This window comes from Psychrobacter sp. L7 (assembly GCF_002810365.1).
Lineage (GTDB): Bacteria > Pseudomonadota > Gammaproteobacteria > Pseudomonadales > Moraxellaceae > Psychrobacter > Psychrobacter celer.
Genome location: NZ_NEXR01000001.1, coordinates 356,136 through 371,913 on the forward strand (window position 1 = coordinate 356,136; position 15,778 = coordinate 371,913).

Annotated in this window: 17 protein-coding genes; 10 read left to right on the forward strand and 7 right to left on the reverse strand. The window is 48.9% G+C overall.

The window, feature by feature from the left end; genetic code table 11:
- The first annotated feature begins 74 nt into the window (after nt 1-74).
- On the forward strand, nt 75-962 hold the full coding sequence (gene dapF / locus CAP50_RS01520) for a diaminopimelate epimerase (protein ID WP_100748787.1): 888 nt from the start codon (nt 75-77) through the stop codon (nt 960-962).
- A gap of 49 nt (nt 963-1,011) precedes the next feature.
- Nucleotides 1,012-2,118: a tyrosine recombinase XerC gene (locus CAP50_RS01525; protein WP_241900596.1), complete on the forward strand. Its 1,107-nt coding sequence runs from the start codon at nt 1,012-1,014 to the stop codon at nt 2,116-2,118.
- A 93-nt stretch (nt 2,119-2,211) separates the two neighbouring features.
- Here the strand turns inward: CAP50_RS01525 and CAP50_RS01530 are convergent, their stop codons facing one another.
- Entirely contained in the window at nt 2,212-3,111 is a 900-nt protein-coding gene (locus CAP50_RS01530) for a carbon-nitrogen hydrolase family protein (RefSeq protein ID WP_100748788.1), read from the reverse strand.
- A 330-nt stretch (nt 3,112-3,441) separates the two neighbouring features.
- Between CAP50_RS01530 and rpoN the strand changes: the two genes are divergently transcribed.
- Together rpoN and hpf are read left to right on the forward strand one after the other, a co-directional pair.
- Nucleotides 3,442-5,169: an RNA polymerase factor sigma-54 gene (rpoN, locus tag CAP50_RS01535; RefSeq protein ID WP_100748789.1), complete on the forward strand. Its 1,728-nt coding sequence runs from the start codon at nt 3,442-3,444 to the stop codon at nt 5,167-5,169.
- Between the two features lie 590 nt (nt 5,170-5,759).
- Entirely contained in the window at nt 5,760-6,140 is a 381-nt protein-coding gene (gene hpf, locus CAP50_RS01540) for a ribosome hibernation-promoting factor, HPF/YfiA family (RefSeq protein ID WP_075101832.1), read from the forward strand.
- A 275-nt stretch (nt 6,141-6,415) separates the two neighbouring features.
- Here hpf and thiS read toward each other — a convergent pair whose 3' ends face one another.
- From thiS to CAP50_RS01560, 4 genes are all read right to left on the reverse strand, one after another.
- Nucleotides 6,416-6,616 (reverse strand): sulfur carrier protein ThiS, encoded by a 201-nt coding sequence (thiS, locus tag CAP50_RS01545; protein ID WP_075101831.1) that lies wholly within the window; start codon nt 6,614-6,616, stop codon nt 6,416-6,418.
- 114 nt (nt 6,617-6,730) lie between these two features.
- Nucleotides 6,731-7,108 (reverse strand): DUF423 domain-containing protein, encoded by a 378-nt coding sequence (locus CAP50_RS01550; RefSeq protein WP_100748790.1) that lies wholly within the window; start codon nt 7,106-7,108, stop codon nt 6,731-6,733.
- 87 nt (nt 7,109-7,195) lie between these two features.
- Nucleotides 7,196-8,059 (reverse strand): RNA polymerase sigma factor RpoH, encoded by an 864-nt coding sequence (gene rpoH / locus CAP50_RS01555; RefSeq protein WP_198335748.1) that lies wholly within the window; start codon nt 8,057-8,059, stop codon nt 7,196-7,198.
- Nucleotides 8,060-8,300: 241 nt separating this feature from the next.
- The gene (locus tag CAP50_RS01560; RefSeq protein ID WP_100748792.1) at nt 8,301-8,759 is read right to left on the reverse strand and encodes a sulfurtransferase TusA family protein; all 459 of its coding nucleotides are present in this window, start codon (nt 8,757-8,759) and stop codon (nt 8,301-8,303) included.
- A gap of 266 nt (nt 8,760-9,025) precedes the next feature.
- On the opposite strand from CAP50_RS01560, the gene CAP50_RS01565 reads away from it, so the two are divergent.
- On the forward strand, nt 9,026-10,729 hold the full coding sequence (locus CAP50_RS01565) for a M48 family metalloprotease (protein ID WP_241900597.1): 1,704 nt from the start codon (nt 9,026-9,028) through the stop codon (nt 10,727-10,729).
- A 118-nt stretch (nt 10,730-10,847) separates the two neighbouring features.
- Here CAP50_RS01565 and CAP50_RS01570 read toward each other — a convergent pair whose 3' ends face one another.
- Together CAP50_RS01570 and rpsU are read right to left on the reverse strand one after the other, a co-directional pair.
- Entirely contained in the window at nt 10,848-11,297 is a 450-nt protein-coding gene (locus CAP50_RS01570; protein ID WP_100748793.1) for a GatB/YqeY domain-containing protein, read from the reverse strand.
- A 372-nt stretch (nt 11,298-11,669) separates the two neighbouring features.
- Nucleotides 11,670-11,885 (reverse strand): 30S ribosomal protein S21, encoded by a 216-nt coding sequence (rpsU, locus tag CAP50_RS01575; protein ID WP_010195908.1) that lies wholly within the window; start codon nt 11,883-11,885, stop codon nt 11,670-11,672.
- A gap of 444 nt (nt 11,886-12,329) precedes the next feature.
- Between rpsU and CAP50_RS01580 the strand changes: the two genes are divergently transcribed.
- The 5 genes from CAP50_RS01580 to CAP50_RS01600 all read left to right on the forward strand — a co-directional run bounded on the left by CAP50_RS01580 (nt 12,330) and on the right by CAP50_RS01600 (nt 15,773).
- A complete protein-coding gene (locus CAP50_RS01580) occupies nt 12,330-12,698 on the forward strand; it encodes a hypothetical protein (RefSeq protein ID WP_075101826.1) in 369 nt (122 codons plus the stop codon).
- Nucleotides 12,699-12,775: 77 nt separating this feature from the next.
- Nucleotides 12,776-13,300 (forward strand): c-type cytochrome, encoded by a 525-nt coding sequence (locus CAP50_RS01585; RefSeq protein ID WP_100748794.1) that lies wholly within the window; start codon nt 12,776-12,778, stop codon nt 13,298-13,300.
- Nucleotides 13,301-13,451: 151 nt separating this feature from the next.
- Nucleotides 13,452-14,489 carry a tRNA (adenosine(37)-N6)-threonylcarbamoyltransferase complex transferase subunit TsaD gene (tsaD, locus tag CAP50_RS01590; protein ID WP_100748795.1) on the forward strand — a complete coding sequence of 346 codons (1,038 nt, stop codon included), beginning with the start codon at nt 13,452-13,454 and terminating at the stop codon, nt 14,487-14,489.
- Nucleotides 14,490-14,539: 50 nt separating this feature from the next.
- A complete protein-coding gene (crcB, locus tag CAP50_RS01595; RefSeq protein ID WP_075101823.1) occupies nt 14,540-14,911 on the forward strand; it encodes a fluoride efflux transporter CrcB in 372 nt (123 codons plus the stop codon).
- A gap of 223 nt (nt 14,912-15,134) precedes the next feature.
- Entirely contained in the window at nt 15,135-15,773 is a 639-nt protein-coding gene (locus CAP50_RS01600; protein WP_100748796.1) for a LysE family translocator, read from the forward strand.
- Nucleotides 15,774-15,778: the final 5 nt, after the last annotated feature.

Sequence of the window (15,778 nt, forward strand, 5' to 3'; positions counted from 1 at the left end):
GTGATAATTATCATTGTATCTGACAGCGTGCTAATATAACGCATACATAAAAATTAGGATAGGATATCAAGGGTATGCTAATAGAATTTACAAAAATGCATGGTCTGGGCAATGATTTTATGGTCATCGATTTGGTGACCCAGCGCTTAGATCTCACCAGAGAGTTGGTGCAATTGTTGGGCGATCGTCATCTCGGTATCGGCTTTGATCAGTTGTTGGTCGTCGAGCCGCCGATGCGTCCTGACGTGGATTTTAGCTATCGTATTTTTAATACCGATGGAACAGAAGTAGAGCAGTGCGGCAATGGCGCGCGCTGCTTTGCCCGTTTTGTGCAGGCACGAAAGCTATCATTTAAGCAGCGTCTGCGTGTCGAGACGGCCAGCGGCATCATCTCGTTGACCACCGACCGTTACGGCTGGGTCGAGGTCGATATGGGCAAGCCCAAGTTTGAGCCAGACGAGATTCCCTTTACCCCAAAAGCCACTACCAAAATTCAAAACGCCTATCATCTCGATGTCGATGGCACGCCTGTGCAGCTTTATGTGGCCAATATGGGCAATCCCCATGCGGTGATCAAGGTCGATGACGTCCTAAGCGCCGATGTCGAAATGTTAGGCAAAGCCATCGAGTCGCACCCTGCTTTTCCAGAGCGGGTCAATGTCGGCTTTATGCAAATCATGAATCAGCGGCACATTCGCTTGCGTGTCTATGAGCGCGGCGTGGGCGAGACCCAAGCGTGTGGTACAGGTGCCTGTGCGGCGGTTGCCGTCGGTATTCGTGAAGGCTGGCTCGACGAGGGCGAAGAGATACGCGCGCAGCTATATGGCGGTAGTATGATTATCAAGTGGCAGCCTGGTTATTCGGTGATGATGACCGGCCCGACGGCCTTTGTCTACGAAGGAGTGTTTAGTCCGGATGGGCTGATGGCGCAAGCGGGTATCAAACCAAGCTCTGAGGGTTAATAAAAACTGCCCAGCATGTACGTTTGGCGAGTAGGTAACAGCAATGGTCATGTCCAGCAAAAGGACGTCTCATAACAAGACGCAGCGACGCACCAGTCAAAAACAAGACTTAGATAAAGAGGTAGATACAGACTTAGGGCGAGCGGCGGCATTAGCAGCAGACGACGCCTCACAAGCGCGGCGCTCAGGCTCGCTGGCGACAAGCAGAGAGGCCGATGCGGCACTGCGTGAGCTGCTGTCCCCAGTGCATCGCTGGCTCAACACCTTGTCGGTACGCAATCATTCTGAGCACACCTTGACGGCTTATTTTGCTGGGTTAAATCAGTTGGCGCTGTTTTTGCGGGGCAAGCGTCTGACATGGACGCGCTGTGACAAACGTCAGTTGGCTCAGCATATCAGCCAGCGCCTCGATGAAGACAAGCTTGCCCTGGCCAGTGTCCAACAGGAGCTGTCCGCCATTCGCCATTTTTATGGTTGGCTGATAGAGGAGGGCCTAGCCCGTATCAACCCAACCACTGGCTATCAGCTCAAACGCAGTGCCAGACCTCTACCATCTATCGCAGATGTCGATTTACTCACCCAATTGCTTGAGCAAGAAGTGCCTGATACCCCAGAGCAGGCGCGCCTTTGGTTACGTGATAAGGCGATGTTTGAGCTGCTCTATAGCAGTGGTCTTCGTGTCGGCGAGCTGGTGGCACTTGATGTGAGCGATATCGACTTGTCTGACTTACGCGTGCGCGTCACAGGAAAAGGCAACAAAACGCGTTTGCTACCGCTAGGGCGCAAAGCCGCTGAAGCCATACGCCGCTATCTGCCGCACCGTGAGTTGTGGGTTGAGCAGATGGACACCGCACTGTTTATCAGCGAAAAGCTGGGCACCCGCCTATCGACCAGAGCGGTGCAGCAGCGTCTAAAAGTAGCCGCTGCCCGCGCTGGTATCGCCCAAAACATGTATCCACACTTGCTGCGTCACTGTTTTGCCTCACACATGCTCTCAGGCAGTGGTGACCTGCGTGCGGTACAAGAGATGCTCGGGCACAGTGATATCAGCACCACACAGATCTATACCCATGTTGATTTTGCCAAGCTCACGCAGGTTTATGACCGCGCTCATCCGCGTGCCACTCACACACAAGTTGATGGTGATACCGAGTAGACTTGGCATTGTTTATAAGATTCTATCGTCTTGTATCATGTGACGGCATTGCCCTATTAACAATTTAATCATCAAATTATTCGTCAGACGGCTTTATGCCAAACGATGACAGTCAAAAATCGGCAATTTCTGTCGTCCTTGCTGCTGTTGCGATTTGTCTAAAGACGCCATCACCATGGCATAGCGCTGGTTTTCTGTGGCGCTCACTTTTTGTAGCTCGCTGTCATCGTAGCTGCTGAGCACCGTGCCATCATAGGCGGTGATGGCAGCATGTCCCCATGTCTGCCGTGTGTGACCGTCCTGATAAGTGTGGTCTCCCCCTTGCGCCGCCCCAATCACCATGCATTGACTGTCTAGTGCCCGTGCCCGTAGCAGCAGTGACCAATGCGCTTGCCCAGTCAAATAGGTAAAGGCTGAAGGAGCACTTAGCATATCTGCCCCAGCTTGACGAAGGCGCTGAGCCAACGCTGGAAAACGCAAATCAAAGCAGACCATCATACCCAGCTGGTAGACCGTATCATCAGTCTCTAGCGGCGTCACGACGGTTTGGGTGCCAGGCTCAAAGGTCGCCGCTTCATTATAGCTGCCTGTTTTGTCAGCGACAGTCGCGGTAAACAGATGAATCTTGTCATAGCGGGCCACGCGCGTACCGTCAGGGGCAAACACTTGGCTGACTTGACGCAGCCTACCATCAGGGACGACAATACCATCAGGGCGATAAGGACAAGGCAATGAGCCTGCCAGCACATAGATACCATGAGTACTGGCATAGCCTGCTATCGTCGATGATAGCTCATCGAAGCGCTCGGCTGTGGCAGACTGTTGCCCCATGCTACAGCAGTTTTCTGGTAGCACCACCATGTGAGCGCCTTGTTGGGCGGCGGCGCTAATGGCCGTCTCAATGTCTGCTAGGTTTTGCTCGATGTCCTGCTGGCTATTCATTTGAATGGCAGCGACGGCAAATGATTGGTCGTTCGCTTGGTTGTGGTTCATAATATTCTCAATTGTGTTTTAGTTGTCGTTTGTTTTGGTGTTTATTTTAGCCCATTTAGATAACTATCGATTGAATTGAGGACGCGCCCTAATATTGAGATTTTGTAGGCTTTGCCAGTCGGCTGCGTCAGCATGCCAGCAATGATAGCGAAAACATTGATTTTAGAAGGTTTTATAGTAATAGTAAAATAAGCGTATCTGGGCTAGGCATAAATTATCGTAGCAAAATTGCAACAGAAAATGCTATCGTCGTGTCCTGTTAGGGCTAAATCACAATTTTAGCCAGTTGTTTATTGACTATCACCATCGTCGGAGTGTAATAAGCCACCCATGAGTATGTCGTTCGGATTGGCAACCACGCTGAGTACCTCACAAAAGCTGACCCCGCAGATGCAGCAAGCCATTAAGTTGCTGCAGCTCTCTAGTCTTGAGCTGGCGCAAGAGGTTCAGGCCAAGCTCGATAGCAATCCTTTGCTCGAACGCATCGAGGACGGTGAAGAATATGGCGACAGTGAGGGCTCTGACAGCGGCGCGAACGACAGTATGGAGACAGCTGAGCATAGCTTAACGCTTGATGACTGGAATCAGACGACGGCCACCGATGCGTTTAGTAGCACAGCAAAAGAGACGGGCGAGTATGGGGCAGATAGTGGCGTAGACATAGACATTGACCGTTTGGCGACAGCTGGTCTGGAGACAAACGGCGCTCCTGCAGGTGATGATAGTCTAAAGGACTTCGACGCAGCGGCCTACAATGATGATGACAATGTTACTGACTATCGTACAGATAACTATAGTGCCGATAATTATAATACCGATAACTATGCATCCGCCGCGAGCAGTCAGACGACCAGCAGCGCGCAGCACGCGAATGAGGACTTTGATAGCTATCAAGGGGGCACCTCTGCCACTATTCAAGACCATGTGCGCTGGCAATTAAACTTTAAGCGTTTATCAAACACCGATACTTTGATCGCTGAATATTTGATAGACTCGATGGATGAGATGGGGTTTGTTCGGCTCGATATCGATGAGCTGTTACAGAGCTTGGATACCATGGCCAGCTTTTATCAGTGGGAGGAGCGGGTCGAGCGCGATGAGATACTGGCCGTGCTTCGTATTGTCCAGTCTTGCGATCCACTGGGCGTTGGCGCTCGTGATTTAAGCGAATGCCTTGCCCTGCAGCTCGCAAAGCTCGATCCCAGTACCGCATATCTAAAAGAAGCTCACGCGCTTTTATCTGCTAGTGAGTATCTGGTCAGCAATAATATCAAGGCATTGACTGAGTACACAGGGCTGACTTCTGAGGACATCATGCCTGCCTTGACGTTACTGCGCACATTGACCCCGCTACCAGGCGTCGTCTTTCAAAAAAACCAGCCCGACCATGCTCAGTCGCCAGACAGCTACGACATACCCGATGTGCTGGTCACGCCCATTCGTCGCCCTACGGGTTTGCCTGACGCGCAGGAGGCCGGCTGGCAAGTACGCCTAAACCCTGAGACGCTACCCAAGCTACGGGTCAATCAAGAGTACGCCAGCTTGGTCAAGCGCGGTGATGATAGCCCTGATAATCAGTACCTGCGTGACAACCTCACCGATGCCAGATTGTTTATCAGGAGTATCGAAGAGCGCAATCAAAACCTACTAAAAGTCGCGACCAGCATCGTGCATCATCAACAAGCGTTTTTGCAGCAGGGTGCCACCGCCATGCAGCCATTGGTTCTCAAAGTCATTGCCGATGAGGTCGGGCTGCACGAATCGACGGTCTCACGTTTGACCACCAGCAAAACCATCTTGACACCGCAGGGCTTATTTTCGCTTAAGCACTTTTTTTCTTCGCATGTCAGTAGCGCAGATGGTGATATCTCATCGACCGCTATCAGCGCCATGATAAAACAGCTGATCGCCGACGAAGACCCCAAAAAGCCCTTATCAGACAGCCGTATCAAAGAGACGCTATTGGCGGATGGTATCGATATCGCTCGGCGTACGGTGGCCAAGTACCGTGAAGCGATGAATATCGGCTCGTCCACCCAGCGTAAACAAAAATATTAACGCATCTTTTTATCATCAAGCACTCATGTTCAGGCGCTTATTTTCGAATAGATATGTCTTCAGTCCATTTCATTTTATATGCTCAAAAACTAAAATAGCGCCGCTAGTATCACGATATGAGCGGCGTTATTTTTTTGCGTCAATATCAGCCATAGACCATGCTACTGTGTTGCTGCACTCTATATCTAGATATAAAAAATAAAATTTTTTGATTATATAGAAACTTGATAGAAACAACAGTTTTTATTACATTTAATTACAATTTAATGGCTTGCTACTACGCCGCTTTCATGACAAATTAGAGTCATACCAACAACGAAACCCAAGTACAAAATCTAAGAGTTTAACCTCAGTACGTATTTATAGAATGTATTTACCTTGACGGTATTTATCTTCATTAGCAACCAAAGAGACGATATAAGGATACGTTGATTTTTGCTAAAGATACTGGTGGCTAACGGTCTATCTATCAGAGGCATAGCTAACAAGGGTCTTAGATTTGATTAATGAGTTGTTGGTAAGGCAGGGTGATACAGGCAGGACGGCTATGTCATCTGTTGATTGTGAGTTATAAACAAAAGGACAATAATATGAATGTTTCTATCAGTGGTCATCATATCAGTGTTACCGAAGCCATGGACAAGGCAGTTCGCGAAAAGCTAGAAAAAGTAGAGCGACATTTTGATCAGATACAGAGTATTAAAGTGATACTATCGCTCGATAATAGCGGCGCCAGTGACGGCGGCATGAAGAGCCATAAGGCCGAAGCCATTATGCGAGTGGCGGGTCAAGAGATGTTTGTCCAAGCGTCTGAAGATGATATGTACAAAGCCATCAACGACATGGCAGACAAGCTCGATAGACAAGTCCGTAAGTACAAAACCCGTCAAGAGCGTAAGAAAACACAAGGGGCAGGGCGTGATGGACGTTATCAAGATGTGACGCCAGCCGAGATAGCGCCAGCGGTATGATCCTATTAAGGTCTAATAGGGCGTAGGACAACACAACTACTATTATAATGTCATTACCTTATTAGGCCTTAATTTCTTATAAACAAATAAACGGCATAAAAGAAAAGACCTTAGCACTTATGAGCTAAGGTCTTTTCTTTTGTGCCATTTACTATATCAGAGCCGGTTGCTATATCAGAACTATTTAATCAGAGCCGTTTATTATCAGCATAGCGATTTTATATCGAACTGACGATACGTAACGGCAGAGTAAATAGCTATACGGTCGCTAAGACCTAGCCACCGCCGACGGCTTGTACCACTTCGATGCTCATGCCTTCTTTGACACGCATGCCAGCAAGCTCGCTTTTTGGTATCAGCTCGCCGTCGACTTCTACCGCATAGCGACCTTTACTCAGGCCAAGCTCATTGATGACCAGCTGCACCGTCTGGTGTGTGGTTTGTAGATGTTTACCATTGACACTAATAGTACTCATAACAGATGCTCCCTAATGCAGTCTTGTTCCTTTTATCGGCGCTGACATATGGGTCATACTATCAGTCGCCTTACTCTTTATCATTTTTTTATCATGGCTATCAGCCCTGATAAGCTATTTTGCGGCTGCCGGCTTGATGGTAAACGCGGATATCGCTAACCATAGCCAGCCTGCTATCATCAGTACGCCGCCGATAGGCGTGATAGCGCCAAACCAGCGCGGCGCGCCCAGCGTCATCGCATATAGGCTACCAGCAAATATGATAATACCGACTTGTAGCAGCCATGCGGGGGCTTGCGTCGCGTACCTTAGACGTATCAATACGCCGACGATCAGCAGACCGAGCGCATGGACAAATAAATACAGCGTTGCGGTATGCCACCACTCTAACTGTTGCAGGCTGACGAGGTTTTTTAGACCATGCGCGCCAAATGCCCCTAGAGCCACGGCAATGGCCATATTAATCGCCGCAATTCCTATCCAATTTACCATAGAAAAACTCGTGTTATGTACTGCATCATGCTCTGCACTATTTATTGCCCTGAACTAGCGATTCTATTACCTTGTACTCTGTGCTGTCTATTGAATGTCATCAGGTAAGATAACGCTATCGATGGTCATGGCATCGCGAATCTTGTCCATGGCGTTTTTTTCGATCTGACGCACGCGCTCCGCTGAGATAGAGTAGACTGCTGCCAGCTCATGCAAGGTGGATTTTTGCTCAGAGAGCCAGCGCTGCTCGACGATGTCACGTGAGCGATCATCCAATGTGCCCATCGCAGCAAGCAGTGCTGAGGAGTTGTTTTCTTCCCAGTCTTCTTCTTCGAGCTGCTCGGCGGGATCGATGCCATCTTCTAAAAACAACTGCGGCGCATAGCGGCCATCGTCATCATCGCTAGATTGCGCTTCAAATGAGGCGTCGTAAGAGGTCAGGCGCGATTCCATCTCTAGCACTTGCTTACGCGTGACGTTTAAGTCCTTGGCAATGGCATCCGCTTCTTCTAGCGTTAGCTGGTTATTGGTTTTCTTTAAGCTGCGTAAATTAAAAAACAGCTTACGATGCGCTTTGGTGGTAGCGACTTTGACGATACGCCAGTTACGAATCACAAACTCATGAATCTCCGCCTTGATCCAATGAACGGCAAAGGATACCAAACGTACGCCTTTATTAGGATCAAAGCGTTTGACCGCCTTCATCAGTCCCAAGTTGCCTTCTTGAATCAAGTCCGCCTGCGGCAATCCGTAGCCTGAGTAGCTACGAGCAATATGAATGACAAAACGCAGATGTGACATGACCAATAAGCGCGCCGCTTCTACATCGCCTTCGTCATAGTAGCGATGCGCCAGCTCCTGCTCTTGGGTCGGTGTCAAGATGGGGATTTGATGAACAGTATTGATATAGGCACCCAAGTTGACGCCTGGCGCGGACAAGTGGGTCGGCATCGCAGGCACCAAGTCACGGGTGCTAGTGTCGCCAAGGGTGCGAGCGTCGTAGGGTGGCCGCTCGGCCGCGGCTTTTAGCGCCGCATCGCGTGCTTCATTTTTTATCGGCGCTGCCTCGTCTTTTTTACTCGTTTTTGCAGCATTATTAGAAGGATTAGCCATATTTTTGACCTTGGTTAAATAGTTAAGCAAATAGTCAGATAAAAATCTTTATAGTTGTAATTGTAAAGGATAGCCATCGTTAGTTGCTATCGGTTTTGGTAATGATGAAGTGATATATTGTATCGAAATGCGCGACAGATTTATCGTCATTGGCAGGTTGATGGGTCACTTCATGAACGCTTAAAGATAAGGGTGCTGCGCTGCCCATTTGCTGGCTTTGGCGACAAAACGCGGTGATATCTGCTTGTGAGTTGGGGTCGGTCGCTACTACATATAGCGACTCACCTGCTGCCACCTCACGCAGAGCCACTTTGGTCTTTAATAAAGGCATCGGGCAGGCCAGTCCGCGGCCGTCGACCAGTTTTTTTATCGTCAGGCGCGGCGGTGTTATGTCCAGCGGCGTATCGCTGATGAGTACTGCGTCACCCAGCAAGTGTAGCAGCTCGCAGCTTTGCTGTTGCTCAGTTGCAGGCAAATCCGCCGCAAAGTAAATAACGTCAGAGGCGGGGCGGGTAATTGGCTGACTATCGGCAGACATAAACAAACCTTATCATATGCGAGGGTTTTAACTTAAGAGATGGTTTGTCATTATAACAAATAGCGCAAGGGCGATTGCAGTTGAATATAGTCAACGTCATATTCGGTTCATTAGAATGATAATGAGATAACGATTGCACAGTCATGTTGCACAATCGTGACGGTCTGCGTGGTGATTGGTAGTCACAGGCGCGGGACAATTGATTTTGCCCAAACAAGCTCGTATAGTCAAAACGACGTTAGGATTTATTTGTATAGGATGCGCATTTGTTTCATTTTCATCAATCGCTTAAAGGCCGTACAGTCGCCTATGAAGTAGCATCGTTGCCGACTTTGCTGATGCCTGATACTGTCTCTATCCATAAGCGCAGGCGCAGCGTGGCTCACAGGCTGTCCTTATCTATCCTATCAGCGGCGATATTGACCATATCGGCGATGACCGCTGTGACCCCTAAGAGTAGTCACGCCGCCGGCAATGATCTGCGCCAAGCGTCGTCTGCGCCTTATGATTCGTGGCAGTCCACCGACACACAAGAGCTAAGCTTGCCAAGCTTACGCGGGCAAGGGCTGAGCTTTGCTGAGCAGTATCAAAATAAGCTGCTCGGTGAGTGGTCATTACGCAATATCAATAAAAGCATCAAGATGGAGCATGACCCGTGGATACACGAGACCGTCAAAGACATGACATGGCGACTCAATGCGCAAGCAAGGCAGCAGGCACCGATGGGCTTGGTCATTATTGATAATCCAAGTATCAACGCTTTTGCTGCGCCAGGGGGCGTCATCGGTATCAACACGGGGACGATACTCGCCGCCAGTAGTATGGATGAGCTGGCAAGCGTCGTTGCTCACGAAGTTGCTCATATTAGTCAGCGCCATTATGAGAGCGGGGCAGACGAGCGCAAAAAAGCGCTACTGATGCAGATAGGCGGTATGCTGGCAGCCATTGCGGCGTCGGCGGTCGATGGAGATGCTGCCGCAGCCGTGATGATGGGGAGCCAGACTGCGACGATGAACAGCAGCATGGCGTTTAGCCGCAATAACGAGCGCGAGGCCGACCGTGTGGGCATGCAAATTATGACCCAAGCGGGCTATGATCCAAGGGCGATGCCAAGATTTTTTGCCACCATGAATCAGCAAAGCCAGCTCAATCAAGTTGAAAATCGATTTTTACCAAGCTTTGTGCGCTCGCATCCACTAAGCAACGAGCGTTTGAGCGAATCGCAAAGCCGAGCCCAGCACTATCCACCTTTATCATTGGCTGAGCAGCAGCGCCACCAAGCACTGTTTGACCTGCTCTATTGGCGCGTACAGAGTACAGGTAAGCATGCGTCAGAAACGGTGCTAACGACAGCGGCCAAAAACAGCGCTGGGGCCAAGCTGGCATTGATGCAGTGGTATGGTGAACAGCAGCGCTTTGATGATGCCAATGAGGTGCTTGCAGCGCTAAACAAACTGCCCGCAGCTCAGCGTCAAGGGCTTGAGCCACTTTTATCGATTACTCATAGCCAGTTGTTAGCTGAGCAAGGCAATTGGGCAAAAGCGGCGGACATTTTGGCCAATCAGCAGCGTCTATATCCTGAGCGCCGTGATTTGCGACTCTATTTGGCAGAGGCGCTGACCAATAGCAATCAGCCGCTCCAAGCGCAAGCATTACTCAAGCCTTTAACCCAGCAGCAGCCAAGTGACCGCTATGCGTGGCAAAGCCTGCAATTGGCCAACGAAAAACTGGCCAAAACCACCATCACACCAAAGCTGGCCAATATCGCCACCATCAATGCGCTGCGCTATCGCAGTCATGACCAGCTGTGGAGTGGGCGTTATGATGCCGCGCTTACCTCGTTGACACAAGCCAAGCAGCTGGCAGACAATCTCCAAAACACTGCGCAAGCTGGTAGCGCGCGCCCACTATTGGCCAATATCAAAGCTGAAATAAAAAACGTAAAAACCGCCCAAGACTTTGAGCCTTAGGCGATTATTGATTGGGGCGGTTATTGATGTAAATGCTCACTGAGATACAGCTGCTCGCGCGAAATCGTTATACTGAGATTTGTAGTGCCTAGATTTACAGTGTTTAGCTTTTCAGCGCTTAGCCTTGTAGCGCGTTTTTGACCAGCTTTGAGATGGTGGCAGGGTCGGCGCGGCCTGCTGTTTTGCTCTTTAGCGCGCCCATGACACTACCCATATCGCGCATCGATGTTGCGCCTTGCGCTTGAATCTCTGCATTGACCAAAGCGGCAAGCTCGTCATCGTCCATCTGGGCGGGCATAAACTCATTAATGACATCGATCTCAAACTGCTCTTTGGCTGCCAAATCATCACGGCCATTTTCGGTAAAGATACCGAGTGACTCTTGGCGCTGTTTTAGCTGCTTTTGTAGTACCTCTAAGACGGCGGCATCGTCTAGCTCGGTCTGACGGTCGATCTCGATTTGTTTGACGACTGACTGCACATTGCGTAGCACCTTGACGCGCTCAAGCTCACGCGCTTTCATAGAAGTTTTGATGCTGTCTGACAGTGTTTGTTTGAGTTGGCTCATTGTTATTATCCTTATGGATTAGAGACTAGGGAGGCGTGCCATAAAAACAGCCTGCGTTGGTGTTTTTTATGGGTATGGTTTATGAGTATAGTTTTATGAATACCGTATGAGCTGATAACAATATATGTTTGAATCCAAATAAATCAGATACATGGCTATCAAGCAGCTCAATGAAAAACTGTTTTTCTTGCTTGCTGTGCCTACGCCGACAGATGCTGCGAAAAACAACTCTTCATCTCACTGTATCGTTTTTATATCGGATCGACTATATCAGTAATAATAACAAAAATTGTAGCACAAAAAACGCCACTGATATCAATCGATAGCAGTGGCGTTCCTGTAGCGCTGGTATTTAGCTAATCAAATAAGTGATTAGTACATACGAGTGGTACGAATGGTTTCGCGTTGCAATTTTTTCTTATAACGCTTTACAGCAGCGGCTTTTTTGCGCTTGCGTACTTGCGTTGGTTTTTCATAAAACTCACGCTTACGTACGTCTGATAGTACGCCGGCTTTTTCACAAGCACGTTTGAAACGACGGATAGCGATGTCAACTGGTTCGTTTTCTTTAACCTTAACTGCAGGCATGAAGACTCCTTGATTAGGATGAGATATAAGGGCATTAGTTTGGCTGTATAGTAGTATTTAGCCGTAATATCTCAAGATTACCGGCATCAGCTCAAACTAGGACAATTTTGTGCTAGAGCACAAGGGCGAGTATTTTAATAAAAAATAGTAGTAAAGTCAATGGTTTTTGCTGATTAATCCATAATTATCATTAAGTTGCGCCCTTTTTGTCTACTGGTACAGTATAGCGGCGTCATGAATACCAAACAAAAGCGAATGACGCCGTTAGAAGGCTTGATTGGTCACTGCAAGGTGAGATGGACTATATGCATCAGTAGAGCTGTTTTTGGCAAGTGTGGCCATCAAGAAAAAACCCTACTGTCTATAACGGTTTGGGTAGAGTTTATGCTATGATTATTTGCATCATATCAATCGTTTTATGTGCACTTTATTGAGGATGTTGCAATGAAAAAATCAGTACTAAATACGGCGCTAAGCACCGCATTTGTCGTCGCTTTAGGCTTTGGTATCAGCGCGTGTAGTGGCGACAAAGAAGGCGAGTCGCATCAAGTGTTGGCCAAAGACCGTGTCGATGAGGCCTCTGAGCTTGCACGTAGCAACGCTCCTGCCGCTGAACAGATGGATTTCCCCGAGACAGCGCCGATGGCGACAGAAAGCACTGATGCTGAAAGTACCGATGCCGAAAGCACAGACGCCCAAGATGAGGCGACAGATGCTGGCACTGCTGAGGCCGCTGCTACCGATAGCGCAGCTGACATGGCAGCTAGTGATGCGGAAGCAGACGCCGATGCTGAGCCTGCGACCGACGAATAACGCTCTTTTGGCGATCTATCAGTGTATGCGCTGTCGTCGGCAGCCATCGACATACAATAGCAAATAGAGGTGTGATCATGATGAACAAACCACAGCTTATAAATACATTGACCGTATCGGCCATCAGTATCAGTGCATTGTTGATGCTAAGCGCTTGTAGTGATAATAACACTACCGAGCCGCCCGCTGATGCGCCTGCCGAAACGAGCATGGCAGTAGAGGAGGCACCTGCCGCCGCGCCTGAAGCGCCTGAACCGCAGACGTCTGAGCCAGCCGTGCCGGCAGAAGCGCCAGCAACGACGACAGCTGAACCGGCCGAAGCAGTCGAGCCACCAACCCCAGATGAGCCTGAAGTGTTGGCAGCTGACGCAGGGGCGAAGCTATACGAGTCCAACTGTAAAGTCTGCCACGAAGCAGGTCTGCTCGATGCACCAAAATACGGTGATAAAGCAGCATGGACGCCTCGCCTTGCTAAGGGTATAGATACGCTACATATGCACTCAGCGCAGGGCTTTAACAAGATGCCCGCGCAGGCGACTGACAAAGTAAGCGAAGCGGAGGTCTATGCAGCGGTTGATTATATGGTAGCTGCCGTGAGCTGATTTAGGCGATATGAGCCATTGAAATTTGCTAAACTGGCCGTCATTGTGACAGACAATGGCGGTTTTTTTGTGCAAGTGCTTAGATAGAGAGTCGCAGATAAAAGCGTGGTCAAAACCAACACGCAGACCAAGGTATGATAAAGGCAAAAATATGAAGGTATTGGGTTTAGAGACGTCTTGTGATGAGACGGGGCTGGCGATCTTTGACAGTGAGCAAATGGATAGCGACAATCAAGGTTTGGTCGGGCAGGTGCTGTATTCACAAATAGAGCTGCACGCCCTTTATGGCGGCGTGGTACCCGAGCTTGCCAGCCGCGATCATATTCGCAAACTGGTGCCATTGCTCAATGAGCTGCTCGAGCAGTGCGATGTCAAAAAAAGCGAGCTCGATGCCGTCGCGTATACCAAAGGCCCAGGCCTAATCGGCGCGCTGATGACGGGCGCGCTATTTGGGCGCAGCTTGGCATATGGCTTGGATATCCCTGCGATAGGGGTCCATCATATGGAAGGGCATCTGCTGGCGCCGCTGATGGGTGCCAATCCGCCAGCGTTTCCATTTGTCTCGCTACTGGTATCTGGCGGGCACACGCAGCTGATCGCCGCACAGGGTATTGGGCAATATGAAATCCTAGGTGAGTCGATCGACGATGCCGCGGGTGAGTGCTTTGATAAAGCGGCCAAAATGCTCGGCCTGCCGTATCCTGGTGGCCCTAATATCGCTAAATTAGCCGAAAATGGCGACCCCAGTGCTTATGAGCTGCCGCGTCCGATGCTGCATCGTGGACTGGATTTTTCTTTTAGCGGTATGAAAACAGCGGTGCATAATCTTATCAAAGACACTGCTGGCTCTGACAGCGACCCACAAGTGCGCGCCGATATTGCCGCCAGCTTCCAACATGCCATGGTCGATACGCTAGTAAAAAAATGCGTGAAGGCGTTAAAACAAGTAGAGATGAGTCGCCTAGTGATCGCGGGCGGGGTCAGTGCCAATAAGCACTTGCGGGAGACCTTGGAGCGTGAGCTGGCCAAGATCAATGCTACCGTGCATTATGCGCCGCCGGCGTTATGTACCGATAATGGGGCGATGATCGCTTATGCAGGCTATGAGCGCCTGCAAGCAGGGCAGGCCGATGATCTAGCCGTCAGCTGCGTACCGCGTTGGCCGATGACGGAACTGCCTGCGGTGTAATGTTTAGCAGCCATATACAGTTTAAAAGCCATACAAAGGAAGGATAATCTATGCAGTGGCTTGCCATCGGTTTGGGAGCAGCACTTGGCGCTTGCCTGCGGGCGTGGCTGTCGCGTTTTAATCCCGTACATAGCTGGATACCGCTTGGTACGCTTGGCGCGAATGTGTTGGGCGGTCTGCTGATCGGTCTGGCGCTAGTATGGTTTGAGCGTATGGGAAGTAGTTTGCCTGATCATGTGCGGGTATTTGTGATAACTGGGTTTTTGGGCGGGCTGACGACCTTTAGCACCTTTAGCGCTGAGGTGTTTGGCTTTATCTATGATGGGCGGCTGCTGGCAGGACTGGCATTGATCGGTCTGCACGTTGGGCTGACACTGCTGGCGACCGCGCTTGGGTTTTATTTTTTTAAGCTGGTTTTATGATTTTTACTAGATATTGCTTACTTAGGGGGTTGATATAAGTGGTTCTATTATACCAGTCTGTTTTAAGTGGTCTGTTAATAGGTTCGAAGGGTGAAATGACTGGTTCCCTTGGGGTATGCTCTTTTGTTTTTCAAAATGACTGTCCTTTCTAAAATAAGCATAGTTTGATATCTAAATTAGATGCTAGAATACCAACAAAAGCTTACTCTGGTAGTCGTGTTTAATGAATAATATTGCTTTATACGTACTTATCGCTTCTGCCACTATTGCTAGCCCAGGTCCTGGTGTCATTCTAAGTATTACAAACTCCCTGACGCATGGTCGAAAAAAGACCGCTTATGGCATCTTAGGTCTGTCTCTAGGAATGCTAGGTGTAGCGATTGTCTCAGCTACTAGTATTGGACTAGTGATTGCAACATCAAAGAAAATATTCTTGGCCATTCAATTGTTGGGCGCAATGTATATATTTTACTTGGGTTTTAAAATGGCCTTTGGAAAAAGAAAGTCATTTGCCCTAGAGTCTGACAACACTTCAGATGTGAGTAGCACAAGTGCTGGTAGGTTATTCAAAGAAGGTTTGCTAACCTCTCTTTCTAACCCAAAACCTATCTTATTTTTTATGGCTGTATTTCCGCAATTTATCGATACTGAGCAAACTTATCTTTCTCAATTTTTGATTTTAGCTTCAGCTTTTTGCTTCTTGGTCTTACTGATCCATTTCTGCTATGCAGAAGTATTTGCTTTAGCCAGTCGATATCTATGGAAAGCTCAAGATAATCTATACTTAATTACAAAAATCGGCGGCGTAACATTGATGCTCATTGCCATTCTATTGTTTGTAAGTGTAGTACTCACTCTCTAAAAACA

What these genes read in the sequence shown, in the direction of transcription:
- CAP50_RS01600 (WP_100748796.1), top strand. Translation starts at nt 15,135, where the DNA reads ATGAATAATATTGCTTTATACGTACTTATCGCTTCTGCCACTATTGCT.
- thiS (WP_075101831.1), bottom strand. Translation starts at nt 6,616, where the DNA reads ATGAGTACTATTAGTGTCAATGGTAAACATCTACAAACCACACACCAG.
- CAP50_RS01580 (WP_075101826.1), top strand. Translation starts at nt 12,330, where the DNA reads ATGAAAAAATCAGTACTAAATACGGCGCTAAGCACCGCATTTGTCGTC.
- CAP50_RS01525 (WP_241900596.1), top strand. Translation starts at nt 1,012, where the DNA reads ATGTCCAGCAAAAGGACGTCTCATAACAAGACGCAGCGACGCACCAGT.
- CAP50_RS01550 (WP_100748790.1), bottom strand. Translation starts at nt 7,108, where the DNA reads ATGGTAAATTGGATAGGAATTGCGGCGATTAATATGGCCATTGCCGTG.
- CAP50_RS01560 (WP_100748792.1), bottom strand. Translation starts at nt 8,759, where the DNA reads ATGTCTGCCGATAGTCAGCCAATTACCCGCCCCGCCTCTGACGTTATT.
- crcB (WP_075101823.1), top strand. Translation starts at nt 14,540, where the DNA reads ATGCAGTGGCTTGCCATCGGTTTGGGAGCAGCACTTGGCGCTTGCCTG.
- rpoH (WP_198335748.1), bottom strand. Translation starts at nt 8,059, where the DNA reads ATGCCGACCCACTTGTCCGCGCCAGGCGTCAACTTGGGTGCCTATATC.
- CAP50_RS01570 (WP_100748793.1), bottom strand. Translation starts at nt 11,297, where the DNA reads ATGAGCCAACTCAAACAAACACTGTCAGACAGCATCAAAACTTCTATG.
- rpoN (WP_100748789.1), top strand. Translation starts at nt 3,442, where the DNA reads ATGAGTATGTCGTTCGGATTGGCAACCACGCTGAGTACCTCACAAAAG.
- CAP50_RS01585 (WP_100748794.1), top strand. Translation starts at nt 12,776, where the DNA reads ATGATGAACAAACCACAGCTTATAAATACATTGACCGTATCGGCCATC.
- CAP50_RS01530 (WP_100748788.1), bottom strand. Translation starts at nt 3,111, where the DNA reads ATGAACCACAACCAAGCGAACGACCAATCATTTGCCGTCGCTGCCATT.
- tsaD (WP_100748795.1), top strand. Translation starts at nt 13,452, where the DNA reads ATGAAGGTATTGGGTTTAGAGACGTCTTGTGATGAGACGGGGCTGGCG.
- hpf (WP_075101832.1), top strand. Translation starts at nt 5,760, where the DNA reads ATGAATGTTTCTATCAGTGGTCATCATATCAGTGTTACCGAAGCCATG.
- dapF (WP_100748787.1), top strand. Translation starts at nt 75, where the DNA reads ATGCTAATAGAATTTACAAAAATGCATGGTCTGGGCAATGATTTTATG.
- rpsU (WP_010195908.1), bottom strand. Translation starts at nt 11,885, where the DNA reads ATGCCTGCAGTTAAGGTTAAAGAAAACGAACCAGTTGACATCGCTATC.